We start from the raw sequence: 12,521 nt of genomic DNA on the forward strand, positions 1-12,521 counted from the left end.
ATAACTCACAAAGTCAACGCATGATACTTGTGCGTTATCACAACAAAAAAACTGCGGTGAAAAATTTCACTGCAGTTTTTTAATAAATATGCTTCTTTATCCTAGTGCCACATCAAGTATCATCATAAGCAAGAAGCCTAGCATTACGCCAACTGTTCCCATGTGACCTTCCCCCAGATGTGCTTCGGGGATAAGCTCCTCCACCACCACATAGAGCATTGCTCCTGCGGCAAAGGCAAGAAGCCACGGAAGAAGCGGTTGGACAGCACCTGCGGCAAGAACGGTGAGAAGTCCGAAAACAGGCTCAACAATTCCTGAAAGAGTGCCAAGGCCGAATGCTTTCGCCCTGCTCATGCCCGATTGCCTCAGCGGCAGTGCGATAGCCGCACCCTCTGGAAAGTTCTGTATTCCCATGCCTATGGCAAGTGCGATAGCAGAAGCCAGCAGCACCGAGCTGTCATTATGTGCCGCCAGTGCAAAGGCAAGACCTACTGCCATGCCCTCAGGGATATTGTGCAGTGTGATAGCGAAAATAAGCATTCCCGAACGCTTTAGCCCCCTGCGGACGCCCTCTTCCCTTTCAGGCTCAGGTAGAAAATAAGGCATTGCCTTGTCAAGCCCCATAAGAAATAGCACGCCTAGTGCAAAACCCCCTGCGGCAGGTATCCAGCCTATCCTGCCGAGAGCTTCCGCCTCGTTTATGGCAGGGATAAGCAAGCTCCACACGCTTGCGGCTATCATAACGCCTGCGGCAAAGCCTAAAAAGGCTTTCTGCACCTTTTCGCTCTGCCCCTCTTTTCTCATGAAAAAGACCACAGCCGCACCTAACGTCGTCATAGAGAATGTAAAGCCCGTGCCTGCCGCAGCCCAAAGTAGACCATTCATACTAATATGTTTCCTTTCAGACAGTATTATGTCAGATACAATGACATATCTTAGTCTATGAAAAGCCTTTACGCTGTGTGAAAAAGCCCCTGCCGACAAAATACATTAAATTTGTCTGAGATTTTCAGAATATGACCCGTCCCAAGTGAATATAATGTTCTCAGCAGGGCATTACAAGCCCTTTACGATCGTATGATCAGTTTATTTTTAGGAGGAAACAGACAAGATGAACACTATGGATCTTAAGCTTAACAGAGAGATGCTGTCAATGACACGGACTATCCTTGACGCCTCCTGCGAGCAGGCTGTGGAAAAGGATTTTCTGCTGCCCGACTATTATCCCGATATTTTCAGGGTACTAAAATGCGTTATCACACCAACAGTACAGAGCCATTCCATAAACGGCGGAAAGCTCAGCTTTGACATGGCGGCACTTATCAGGGTGCTTTACATCAGCCAGAATGACAAGCGGATAAACTGCATCGAGCAGAAAATGAACTACACAAAGTCTTTCGACCTACAAGGGGATTGCGGCGACCCTATGATATGGCTCACGCCAAAATGCGATTATGTCAACTGCCGTGTGGTAAATCAACGCAGACTTGATATCAGGGGTGCCGTGACTATCCACGCAAATGTGATGGGCGAAGTAACTGTGCCTATAGTCACAGACGCATTCGGCTGCGGAATTCAGCTTAAAAAAGTTGCTGTTACATACCCTGCAAAACGCCTTACCGCAGCAAAGCGTATCACACTAATAGAAGAATTGCAGCTTTCTGCGGCAAAAGCCCCTGTTGGCACTATCCTGCGGACAGATTGCCGCATTATCCCACAGGAACACAAGATGATAGCAGGCAAGCTTGTGACAAAGGGCGACGCTGAGATAATGATGCTTTACTCATGCGTAACTACCGATGGAGAAGAAACCGCTGAAACAATGCGGTTTACTCTGCCATTCTCACAGATAATCGACATAGACGGCATTGACGATACTTTCACCGCAGATGTGAGGATAACCCCTGCGGGGTGTGATATCATACCAAAGTCTGACGATTCCGGCACACTTGAATGTGAGCTTGTGCTTCTTGTGAACTGCGTTGCCAAAAAGCTTTCCACCTGTGAGATCGTCACAGACGCATATTCCACCTGCTTTGAGTGCGAGGCTGAAAGGTGCGAAAGCAAGCTTGACAGCGAAAGCATAAAGTTATCTGACAGCCACAGTGTTACTGCAAAGCTTTCCTGCCAGGATGGCGAGATACGCTGTGTTCACGACAGTTGGGCGACCATTTCTAATGTGACATCAAGGCTTGACGAGGAAAAGAAAGCCTTTATCATTTCAGGAAGCGTGACGTTCTGTATTATCGGCAGAAACGAGGACGGCACTCCCCTTTATCTTGAAAACGATTCGCCTTTTGAGCATGAGATACCCCTTCCTGAGAATGTCAATGGTGAGATATCCATATCCCCTGACCTGTGCATAGAAAACTGCACATACTATCTTGCAGACGAAACAACAGCAGAGCTTAAAGCCGATATCAAGATAGGCGGCGAAATGACTATTCAACAGACAGGGACTATGATATCAGAGCTTAGGGTGCTCACAGATAAGCCGAAAGAGAAAAATGACAAATACGCTCTGAAAATATGCTACTGCAATGAGAGCGACGACATCTGGGAGATTGCGAAAAAGTATTCAACTTCCATAACAGCCATACTTGAAGAAAACGAGCTTACCGATGATAAAATATCAAAACAGGGAATGTTGCTTATCCCATTAATGAACTAGGAGGACAGACACATGAAAAACGATATTTACACCGACATTGCCACACGGACGGGGGGCGATATCTATATAGGCGTGGTAGGTCCTGTCCGCACGGGAAAATCCACCTTTATAAAACAGTTCATGGAGCAGTTCGTTATACCGAACATTGAAAGCGACTACCGCAAGGAGCGCGCCATTGACGAACTGCCCCAGTCCTCCGCAGGCAAGACTATAATGACCACCGAGCCTAAGTTCATTCCTGAGGAAGCTGTGAACATCACCCTAGAGGGCGGAGCAAGCTTCAACGTGCGAATGATAGACTGTGTGGGCTACATAATCCCAAGCGCCATAGGCTACATTGAGAATGAAGCCCCGAGAATGGTGGTTACGCCGTGGTTTGACACGGAAGTACCATTCAACATGGCGGCTGAGGTGGGAACGCAAAAGGTCATAACAGAACATTCCACCATAGGTCTTGTGGTGACAACAGACGGCAGTATCACCGACCTTCCACGTGAAGAATACGAGGAATGTGAGGAGCGTATAATCGACGAGCTGAAGCAGATAGGCAAGCCGTTTGTGGTGCTTATGAACACCACTGAGCCTTACTCTCAGCAGACAAAAGACCTTTGCGAACAGCTTTCCGACAAATACGGCACTACAGTTATGCCTATAAACTGTTTGGAGCTTTCGGAAAAAGAGATAAAAGAGATACTTACGCTTCTGCTATACTCTTTCCCTGTGAAAGAGATAAACATCTCAATGCCCTCATGGATAAACTCTCTTGACAAGGGTCACTGGCTGAAAGAAGCGGTTTTCGGACATATCAAGGAAGCGGCTTCGGCTGTGACAAATCTTCGTGACATTTCAGACTGTGCCGAAAAGATATGCTGCTGTGAGCAAGTATCGTCTGGTTCGGTGGCTGAGATAGACCTTGGAAAAGGCTCGGCAGTCATAAAGGTGGAGCTTGACCCTGCGCTGTTTTTCAGGATAATAGGCGAAGCCACAGGGCTTGAGATAAAGGACGAAAACGACCTTATGCCGAGAATTTTGGAGCTTGTGAAGATAAAAGAGCGTTTCTCGAAATTCAGCTCTGCTCTTGATGAAATGGAGAAAACAGGCTACGGAATCGTTATGCCTGAAATGAACGAGCTGACCCTTGATGAGCCTGAGATAATAAAGCAGGGTGGTAAATACGGCGTAAGGCTCAAAGCCGCCGCACCAGCTATTCACCTTCTGAAAACCACTATCAACACCGAGGTCGCACCTATCGTCGGCTCAGAAAAGCAATCTGAGGAGCTTGTGCTTTATATGCTCAACGATTTTGAGGAATCACCTGAAAAGATATGGGAGTCAAACATTTTCGGCAAGTCACTCCACGAGCTTGTGAGCGAGGGTCTGCACACAAAGCTTTCAAAGCTTCCTGAGGACGCACGCATGAAGATAAAAGAAACTATCGAGCGCATGATAAACGAGGGCTGTTCGGGACTTATCTGTTTTATTCTCTGAGAGTTTCATAAATGAAAATAAACTGATCCACCAAAAAAAGCGTTACACTGAGAAAAGTGCAACGCTTTTTATCTTGTATAAAGTGTTAATTTACGCCCTCTGCAAAGCTGATCGGCACACCGAAAAGCACACCTGCGTTAGGCTGTGAAAGGTCGCCTGTAACATCAGTTATCGCCTTTCTTGCAACATCTACCTGATCGTCTGCAACGGCAACGAAAATTGTCTTGCCCTTCTGTGCAGCATCCTCACCGCTGAGAATAGATCTCAGAACGCCGATCATAGGCAGATTATCCATTGTAGAAATAGATTTCGCCATTCCCACGCTGTCAATGACCGTTCCGCCTCTTATGCCTGCCTGTGCCAGCGAACGCATGATTTCGTCTACTAACTCGATTCTCTTGATAACCAAAAACAATAACTGCATTTTGATCCGTCCTTTCATCTCTTATTTCCTGAATGACGCAGCCACCCAGTCTTCTTTTTCTCTTATCTCAATAAGCTCAAAGCCCTCTGCTTTAAGCCTGTCAAGCACCTCGTCTTTTCTCTGGTCGATTATTCCTGAAACTATGAGCGTTCCGCCGTCTTTGATAAATCCGCCGAAAATTCCGCTCATGCCTATAAGAACATCTGCCACGATATTTGCACAAAGCAGGTCATAGCCTGTGCCTATCTGCTCCACCAGAGCCTTATCGTCTATGATATTTCCGCAGTAAGCTGTATACTTTTCTGCGCTTATATGGTTTTTCTCTGCATTTTCCTTTGCTATCTTAACAGAATTTTCGTCAACGTCCACCGCTGTTGCACTTTCAGCACCAAGGAGCAATGCGCCGATAGAAAGTATTCCGCTTCCGCACCCAAGGTCAAGTATTCTGTCGCCCTCATGAAGATTTTTCTCCACAAGCTCCAGACAAAGCTGGGTTGTGTTATGCTGACCTGTGCCGAAAGATGAAGCAGGGTCTATTTCCAGTATCTTTCTCTTTTCGCCCTCAGCGACCTTTTCCCATGACGGCTTTATAAGAAGCTTTTCGCCAACGCAAAGGGGCTTGAAATACTGCTTCCAGTTATTCGCCCAGTCCTCTTCCTTGACGTTTTTAAGCTCATATTCAAGTCTGCCGAACTCATTGTTCACGTCACGCTTTTTGAGCGCTTTAAGCTCCAGCTTCATAGCTTCAAGATTTTCAAGACCCTGAGCGTTCTCAGGGAGATAAACTGTCACTGTGGTTTCACAGTTTTTTAGACCCATAAGGTCATCATCTATATAATCCCAGTTGCTGTCCTTATCATCAAGAAAGTCCTGAAAATCCTTTGCGTCCTTGATAACAAAGCCGTTTATACCCATTCCAAGCAGACTTCCCGTCACTGCTTCGATGCCTTCTGTTGTGGTATATATATCCATTTCAACCCAATTCATAATATCAATTCCTTTCGATAATATCTCATTATAACACATTTTTGCGATTTTGTAAAGCTTTTTGACTATGATTTATTATACAAAATTAAATATTGATAATTGTATATACTTATCAAATATCAACCATATTAAGTGCAAACAAAAAGCTTCCCGTCAAAAAACGAAAAGCTTTCATGATCATTTTTTCTTATCGTAAGCGTCAAAGGCTTCCTCAACAGTGCCGTCCACCTGCACCTTGCCGTCTTTCAGGAATATCGCCCTTGTGCAAGTTTCCTCGATAGCCTTGCGTGAGTGGGAAACGAACAGTACCGTTACACCAGTGGAGATAACATCATTTATCTTGTCACGGCACTTCTTCTGAAAGTCTGCGTCGCCAACGCTCAGTGCCTCGTCAACAACGAGGATATCAGGCTTGATATTTATATTGATAGCAAAGCCAAGACGCATTTTCATTCCGCTTGAATATGTTCTTACAGGTTGGTCGATATACTCTCCTAGATCTGCAAAATCAATTATATCCTGCTCTATCTCCTTTATCTGATCGTCATTAAGACCAAGGAGATAGCCCTTGAGATAGATATTTTCCATACCCGTCATATCCAGTGAAAAGCCTGCTGTAAGCTCAAGCAATGCGGCAACCTTTCCTCTTACAGTGATAGTGCCGCTGTTTGGAAAGCTTACGCCTGTTATCATTTTCAGAATGGTCGATTTTCCCGCACCGTTCTTTCCGATAATTCCCACAGACTCGCCTGGGTATATCTTGAAGCTCACGCCTTTAAGGGCAGGGTGCTTCTTTACTCCCCTGTTTTTTGTGAAAATAGCCTTAAAACGTGCCTTTTCGTTTTTATATAAAAAGTATTCTTTTTTTACGTCCAAAAATTCAATAATTGGCTCAGTCGCTTGATTTTCCATTTAAAAGTCAGTTCCTTTCAGCCTTTGTTACAGAACATCAGGAAGTATCTTCCTGAACTTCTTATAGGTGTGCGCTCCGAGGAATATCATAAAGATAAACTCCGCATAGAACACTATAGTTTCGGTGGTATAGTTAGAATCAAAAATAAACGTGTCTGTAAGAAAGCTCTTTCTATAGCCGTTTACAAAATAGTTTATAGGGTTGAAATACATAAGCTTTCTCAGCCACAAAGGTGAGATATCATATGTGTTCCAGAATATACCTGAAAGCCAGAAAAGTCCTGTTATAATAGAGTTTATAAGATTTTCAAAATCCTTGCTGAACGCACTTAGAGGAGCAGTCATCCACGAAAGCACGAGGAAGAAAAAATACATCATCAGCGCATAATAGATAAACTGAAGATTGTAAATACTCGGTCCAAAGCCCAGACACAGCAACACCACATACATTATAGCACACAGCAAAATGTGGATATAAAGTCCCGAAAGTGAGGTAAAGGTCATGATATTTGAAACAGGGAAGGACAGCTTTGTTACAAACTGCTTGTTGCTTCTTATTGACCTCGATCCTCCAACGATACATTCTGAAATATAAAACCACGGCACATAGCCGGTGAGCATGAAAACGAACTGAGTATACTTTCCGTTAATGAAATGCACTCCACCGTTTCTTTTTAAACCTATCTCAAAGGCAAACCACAGAATAAACAGGGTAAAGGTCGGCTTGATAAGCGCCCAAATCGGACCTAACGCCGCGCCCTTATACTTCTTTTTCAGCTCGTTCACCGACAACATTCTTATCTGTCTGAGCTTTCCCTTATGCTCTTTCAATATCTGGGTAAGCCCGAACCAATCAAACTTTTTTCCTTCTATTTTTATCATCTCCGTCAAAAACGCTCTTTTCCCAAAGCGCTGTCGATTATTCTTTCCGTTGACCTGCCATCGCAGGCAGACATATATTTTTCCGTGAAACGCTCCACTCCCTCACGGTCAAAGCTCTTTTCACTGTCAAGCACAGCCTGTGCAAGCTTCTCTCCCTCCGTCACCAAAGGCGCAGGCATATCTGCTTTATAATCAAGATAAAAACTCCTGCCCTTGCTGTAGCTCTCAATATCAGGGGCAAATATCACCCACGGCTTTTTATACAGTGCATACTCGAACACAAGCGACGAATAGTCCGTCACAAGCACGTCTGCCACAGGCATGAGCCTGTTTGTAGCAATATCGCAGTTAGTCAGCCCGCTGTGAAGTCTGGGGTGCATTTTTATGATGACTTTCCAAGACTCCCCAAGTTTTTTTTCAAGCTCTGCGGCATATTCTTCGCCCACGCAGTGACAATCAAGTGCATTACCTCTGAACGTTGGCGCATAAAGCACTATCTTCTTGCCCTTATAGTCGGGATATCTCTCAAAGAACTCACGTCTGCACTGCTCGTTGTAGCTTTCATCAAAGAATACGTCCGTACGGCTGACGCCAAGGGGCTTTACGATATCTTCTTTCAGCCTGAACGCAGACACAAAAGCCTTTACGCACTCTTTACTGCTCACAGTGATAAGGTCAAAATTTCTTGTAACAGAGCCTTTGAAATGGGAAGATATATCCTCCTCGCTGTCATAGCCGAACTTTTTCAATGCTCCGCAGGAATGCCAAAGCTGAACCACTGTCGTTTCCTCACGCTTTTTGCAGGAAGTCACAGGCACAAAATAGTTGCATATGAACACAGCCCTTGCATTTGCGTAAGCTTTCATAAAGCTCATCATATATTTAAGCCCTGAGACCATTCCACAGCTTGAAAGGTCGCAGTACATCTCCCTGACCTTATAGCCACGGCTTTGAAGCTCCACTTTTATAAGCTCCATGCTCTCAGGAGTAGAAACGCTGTTAAGGTCTGCAAGGATAACGAGCTTTTTGTCTATATCCTTTTTCTTTGACAGCTTGTAGCACAGCGGCAAAAGCGTTTTTTGCAGTGCTGATTTTATGTGCTGTCTTATTATACGTTTGCGGCTCTCCATTATCCCCTAAGAAACCTCTTATATATCTTGCCTGTCAGCGATTTCGGCATTATGAAAATGAAAAACTGAAAAGTGCATGGAACAATAAAGTCCCACAGGTTTGAATATCCCATACGGAATATCTTCCACCTGACATTCACAAAGGACTTTGTGTTCGCCCAGTTTCTTCTTCTCTCATAATTGTTCGCCGTAACTCTGTACATCACAAGCGTTTTGTCAAGATTTATTCCCCTTGCGCCGTCCGCAAGCATTTTCACCACGAACTCATAGTCCTCACAGCGTTTTATATTGCTGTAACCTCCCACGCTCAAAGCACGGGATTTCTTATAAACAAGGGTCTGATTATTGAACGGATTTCTCCGTCTTGCATATTTGTGTATCTCTTTATTGGTCAGCGGCGTTTTCTTTGTGGCTATCACTTCGCCCGTCTGACTGTCGAACTCGTCTATATAAGCCCCAAGCATATCTATCTCAGGGTGCTTCGCCAAAGCATAAAGCGACCTTTCACAGCGGTCAGGCTTAGCTATATCGTCAGAGTCCATTTTGACTATATACTCATTTTTGCAGGCGTCTATACCTCTGTTAGCGCATCTTCCTGTGCCAACATTCTCCTTGAGCCTTATGGGGTGAAAGCACTCGTAATTCTCCTCATAGTAGTCTACGACCTCGTCAAGCTCTTTTGTGAGCTTTCCATCGCACACAAGCACAAAATCGTTCGTCACATAGGTCTGTGACAGCATACTCTCGATACTTGCCCTGAGATGTTCAGGCTTCTCTCCTGCATAAACAGACATAAGCACGCTGTATTCAGGCAACTCCACATTTTTCACTACCATAGCGCACCGTCCTTTTTTCATTCTGTCAAAATTATCCCCACAAATCTGTAAGCTATTCCATTATACCATTAAAACCGCTGTTTGTCAACGCAGATAAGGCTGTTAAAACAACACAAAAAGGGCGGCATTTTACTGCCGTCCTTTGTATCAAGACCTTATCCGTCACTTTATGACCTTAGCGCATATCTTTTCGTAATTGTCTATCTTATAGTTGAGTCTGTCGATAGTCGCAGCTATCTCAGCCTGCTTTTCAAGGAGATCTTTTCTCTGCTCTATAAGCAGATTTTTTCTTGCCTCGATAGTGCTGTCGCCCTGCTGATACAAAGCAACATACTCTATAAGGGCTTCTATTTGCAGACCTGCGCCTCTCATGCACTTTATGAACTCTATCCAATTGCATGAGCTTTCATCATAGTCCCTAAGACCGCTTTTCGTTCTTGGCACAGGCGGGATAAGTCCTATACGCTCATAATATCTCAATGTATCGGGTGTAAGCCCGTATTTCTCACTAACTTCAGAAATAGTCATAGTTTTCTCCTTTTAACAACACCACATGGGGTTTATGTGATATTGCCTATTGATTTTTCAATTATATTTTACTACCTGGAGTTAGCTCTAAGTCAAGCCCTTTTCTATAAAATCGTCGATATGCACAAATCGGCAAGCAAAATTTGTTATCACCGACAATAGTTTAACGCTAGTCCGACACATTAAGAAAATCTTATGAAACAGTTAAGATAATACTCGTGCGAAAACCTCTTCATTATGGTATTATGGATACAACAAAAGCAAAGGAGCGGTCATTATGACAAAGAAAAACAAAAAGCATATCGTAATCGCCACCACAATTATTATTTTGGTTGTGGCATTACTTATATACAGATATTACATTCCTGATATGAAGCCAAAGAAGCAGTTCACACCTGCATCAGTGGAATACACCTATGACGACAGCGTGACTTCATCTCAGCTTGCAGAGTATAATGCCCGGCAGGACTGGCAGCTCACATTGGTGAACAATGACACGCCTATATGCGATAATTGCTCAGTGATACTCACCGCCCTTGACAATGGTCAGGCAGTGGACTGCCGCATTTACCCACAGCTTCAGAAAATGTTTGACGACGCACGCTCGCAGGGGATATATCCCACTATCACATCATCGTTCCGCACCGTAGAGGATCAGCAGGACATACTTGAGAGCAAATATGAACACTATCAGAAAATAGGCTACAGCGACGAAAAGGCGAAAGCCTATGCGGAAGAATGGGTGGCGATGCCCGGCACAAGCGAACACGAGCTTGGTCTGTGCGTTGACATTGCAAGCGGTGACAGCAGAGTTACAAATCAGGAAGTATGGGATTGGCTCGCCAAAAACAGCTACAAATATGGCTTTATAGAGCGTTACACAGCCGAAAAGCAGGATATTACCGGTATTATCCCAGAAGAATGGCACTACAGATATGTTGGCGAAAAGGCGGCAAAGGAAATGTATAAAAATGGCCTCTGCCTTGAAGAATATTTACAGAATGTGTCATAAAAAATTGTGGACGGCCAACGTTTGACCCTACACAAAACAGCGTATATACATCATTTGTAGGGGCTGGCGTTCTCGACAGCTCACTTATCAAAGTTTTTTACATTCACAGCACTGTATCACCCACCGATACAGTGCTTTTATTTTGCAAACTGATTTTTGAGTATCCTAAGCATATCCTTTGCCTGCTGTTCAAGCTGCGACCTGAGATAATAGACACCGAAAGATACCTCTTTCACGCCTTTTATTGGTATCGCTTTTAGCGGACCTTTGTAAGCATCCCCTATGGCGGGGAAAATCATAAACCCCAGCCCCGCTTCCGCCATTGCAACTGCGCTTTCATAATCTCCACAGAATATTATCTTATCCACCTTGCCGTTCGCAAGTATCCTGTGCTGCAAGGCAAATATCTCGTCAGGACAGGTGTGGCGCTCTATAAAAATAGGTCTGCCTGAGATATCGTCCACATCAAGGCTATCCGCCTTTGCAAGGGGATGATCTTTCTGGCAAAGGCACATAAACTGACAGCGGCAAAGCTCCACATAGTCAAAAGGCTGTTTATGAGGACTTTTAAATGACAGAAGAAGCTGTATCTTCTGATCTTTGAGTTGATTGTCTATAGACTTGAACGGAGTAAGATCTATATACGGCAAAAGATCATCATAAAGCCCGGACATTTCTCTTAGGGCAGGAGTCAAAACGTTCAGCTCCGCCTGATTGTGACAGCCTATGCTTATCCTCACAGGTTCGTCCTCAGGCTTTTCTGACAGCCTGAATTTTGCTGAGCCTGCTATTTTAAGTATCTGCTCTGCGTCTGAAATAAACATTATACCCTCTCTTGTGAGCGAAACGCTCTTGCTCGTTCGCACAAAAAGCTTCACCCCTAGCTCGTCCTCCAAAGAACCTATCTGGTGGCTAACCGCAGGCTGAGTGATGCTCACAGATTCCGCCGCCTTGGAAAAATTAAGATACTGCGCCACAGCCAAAAAGCACTCCAATTGTACAGTATTCACAAAAACCGCCCCTTTATGTTTGTTTATTTCCGCAAATTGTTTCGTTTGGTAAACAATTCTTAATAAAAATTAAATTTGATAGTAATCTATAAAATTCTTTTATTCATTATAACATATTTGTATTTCACTTTCAAGTAAAAGTGTGATATTATTAATTAAAGCAAAATGTTAGGTACAAAAATGTAAGGAGGCGAACAATTTGGCAGATAACAGAAAAAAGAACATTCTGCGGTATTCCAAATACATTCATCTGAAAATAGAATGCGAGATAAACACCATGCTCGCAGGCAAGGGTATAACCGCCGCTCAGAGCCATGTGCTTATGTACATAATGGAACATAATGGCGAGCCTGTTTTCTCAACGGCGATACACCACGATCTGAATATTTCCCGTGCGACGGTATCAGGACTTATAAAAAAGCTCCGTGCAGGAGGATATCTCTCCTATGAGGGCAGTGATGATGACGAGCGTCACAAGAAGATAATAGCAACCGAGAAAGCCTATACCCTCCAGCAGGACATTTGCGACTGTCTTAAAAAGATAGAAACAATGGCTTTCCGTAATTTTACAGATCAGGAGCTTGACGAAATGGAACGGCTCCAGAAAAAAATGATAGACAATACAATATAAAAATAAGCGA

13 protein-coding genes are annotated in these 12,521 nt (G+C 44.1%); 4 read left to right on the forward strand and 9 right to left on the reverse strand.

Annotation, left to right across the window (positions count from 1 at the left end; all coding sequences use genetic code 11):
• Positions 1-96: 96 nt before the first annotated feature.
• Entirely contained in the window at positions 97-885 is a 789-nt protein-coding gene (locus DW938_RS06910; protein ID WP_117876248.1) for a ZIP family metal transporter, read from the reverse strand.
• Between the two features lie 226 nt (positions 886-1,111).
• On the opposite strand from DW938_RS06910, the gene DW938_RS06915 reads away from it, so the two are divergent.
• Together DW938_RS06915 and spoIVA are read left to right on the forward strand one after the other, a co-directional pair.
• Positions 1,112-2,671 carry an SPOCS domain-containing protein gene (locus DW938_RS06915; protein WP_118124307.1) on the forward strand — a complete coding sequence of 520 codons (1,560 nt, stop codon included), beginning with the start codon at positions 1,112-1,114 and terminating at the stop codon, positions 2,669-2,671.
• A 12-nt stretch (positions 2,672-2,683) separates the two neighbouring features.
• On the forward strand, positions 2,684-4,159 hold the full coding sequence (gene spoIVA, locus DW938_RS06920) for a stage IV sporulation protein A (RefSeq protein WP_022288481.1): 1,476 nt from the start codon (positions 2,684-2,686) through the stop codon (positions 4,157-4,159).
• 85 nt (positions 4,160-4,244) lie between these two features.
• Here the strand turns inward: spoIVA and DW938_RS06925 are convergent, their stop codons facing one another.
• From DW938_RS06925 to DW938_RS06955, 7 genes are all read right to left on the reverse strand, one after another.
• The gene (locus DW938_RS06925; RefSeq protein ID WP_022288482.1) at positions 4,245-4,583 is read right to left on the reverse strand and encodes a hypothetical protein; all 339 of its coding nucleotides are present in this window, start codon (positions 4,581-4,583) and stop codon (positions 4,245-4,247) included.
• Positions 4,584-4,604: 21 nt separating this feature from the next.
• Entirely contained in the window at positions 4,605-5,570 is a 966-nt protein-coding gene (gene prmA / locus DW938_RS06930) for a 50S ribosomal protein L11 methyltransferase (RefSeq protein ID WP_118124308.1), read from the reverse strand.
• A gap of 177 nt (positions 5,571-5,747) precedes the next feature.
• Positions 5,748-6,482 (reverse strand): ABC transporter ATP-binding protein, encoded by a 735-nt coding sequence (locus DW938_RS06935; protein ID WP_022288484.1) that lies wholly within the window; start codon positions 6,480-6,482, stop codon positions 5,748-5,750.
• 27 nt (positions 6,483-6,509) lie between these two features.
• Positions 6,510-7,364 carry an ABC transporter permease gene (locus DW938_RS06940; RefSeq protein ID WP_181984385.1) on the reverse strand — a complete coding sequence of 285 codons (855 nt, stop codon included), beginning with the start codon at positions 7,362-7,364 and terminating at the stop codon, positions 6,510-6,512.
• 5 nt (positions 7,365-7,369) lie between these two features.
• The gene (locus DW938_RS06945) at positions 7,370-8,494 is read right to left on the reverse strand and encodes a CDP-glycerol glycerophosphotransferase family protein (protein WP_118124310.1); all 1,125 of its coding nucleotides are present in this window, start codon (positions 8,492-8,494) and stop codon (positions 7,370-7,372) included.
• Positions 8,494-9,330: a glycosyltransferase gene (locus DW938_RS06950; protein ID WP_022288487.1), complete on the reverse strand. Its 837-nt coding sequence runs from the start codon at positions 9,328-9,330 to the stop codon at positions 8,494-8,496. The genes DW938_RS06945 and DW938_RS06950 overlap by 1 nt, the downstream gene beginning before the upstream one ends.
• Positions 9,331-9,492: 162 nt before the next feature.
• Positions 9,493-9,858, reverse strand: coding sequence for a MerR family transcriptional regulator (locus DW938_RS06955; RefSeq protein ID WP_117859077.1), 366 nt, complete (start codon positions 9,856-9,858; stop codon positions 9,493-9,495).
• 277 nt (positions 9,859-10,135) lie between these two features.
• On the opposite strand from DW938_RS06955, the gene DW938_RS06960 reads away from it, so the two are divergent.
• The gene (locus DW938_RS06960) at positions 10,136-10,870 is read left to right on the forward strand and encodes a M15 family metallopeptidase (RefSeq protein ID WP_118124311.1); all 735 of its coding nucleotides are present in this window, start codon (positions 10,136-10,138) and stop codon (positions 10,868-10,870) included.
• A gap of 137 nt (positions 10,871-11,007) precedes the next feature.
• On the opposite strand, the gene DW938_RS06965 is transcribed toward DW938_RS06960, so the two are convergent.
• A complete protein-coding gene (locus tag DW938_RS06965; RefSeq protein ID WP_118124312.1) occupies positions 11,008-11,880 on the reverse strand; it encodes a LysR family transcriptional regulator in 873 nt (290 codons plus the stop codon).
• Positions 11,881-12,079: 199 nt separating this feature from the next.
• Here DW938_RS06965 and DW938_RS06970 point away from each other — a divergent pair, with 199 nt between their 5' ends.
• Entirely contained in the window at positions 12,080-12,511 is a 432-nt protein-coding gene (locus DW938_RS06970; protein WP_022288492.1) for a MarR family winged helix-turn-helix transcriptional regulator, read from the forward strand.
• Positions 12,512-12,521: the final 10 nt, after the last annotated feature.

The organism is Ruminococcus sp. AM43-6, assembly GCF_003461785.1.
GTDB classification, from domain to species: Bacteria; Bacillota; Clostridia; order Oscillospirales; family Ruminococcaceae; genus Hominimerdicola; species Hominimerdicola aceti.

Excerpts from the sequence above, each read along its gene's own strand:
- DW938_RS06910 (WP_117876248.1), bottom strand. The coding sequence starts at position 885 with ATGAATGGTCTACTTTGGGCTGCGGCAGGCACGGGCTTTACATTCTCT.
- DW938_RS06915 (WP_118124307.1), top strand. The coding sequence starts at position 1,112 with ATGAACACTATGGATCTTAAGCTTAACAGAGAGATGCTGTCAATGACA.
- spoIVA (WP_022288481.1), top strand. The coding sequence starts at position 2,684 with ATGAAAAACGATATTTACACCGACATTGCCACACGGACGGGGGGCGAT.
- DW938_RS06925 (WP_022288482.1), bottom strand. The coding sequence starts at position 4,583 with ATGCAGTTATTGTTTTTGGTTATCAAGAGAATCGAGTTAGTAGACGAA.
- prmA (WP_118124308.1), bottom strand. The coding sequence starts at position 5,570 with ATGAATTGGGTTGAAATGGATATATATACCACAACAGAAGGCATCGAA.
- DW938_RS06935 (WP_022288484.1), bottom strand. The coding sequence starts at position 6,482 with ATGGAAAATCAAGCGACTGAGCCAATTATTGAATTTTTGGACGTAAAA.
- DW938_RS06940 (WP_181984385.1), bottom strand. The coding sequence starts at position 7,364 with ATGATAAAAATAGAAGGAAAAAAGTTTGATTGGTTCGGGCTTACCCAG.
- DW938_RS06945 (WP_118124310.1), bottom strand. The coding sequence starts at position 8,494 with ATGGAGAGCCGCAAACGTATAATAAGACAGCACATAAAATCAGCACTG.
- DW938_RS06950 (WP_022288487.1), bottom strand. The coding sequence starts at position 9,330 with ATGGTAGTGAAAAATGTGGAGTTGCCTGAATACAGCGTGCTTATGTCT.
- DW938_RS06955 (WP_117859077.1), bottom strand. The coding sequence starts at position 9,858 with ATGACTATTTCTGAAGTTAGTGAGAAATACGGGCTTACACCCGATACA.
- DW938_RS06960 (WP_118124311.1), top strand. The coding sequence starts at position 10,136 with ATGACAAAGAAAAACAAAAAGCATATCGTAATCGCCACCACAATTATT.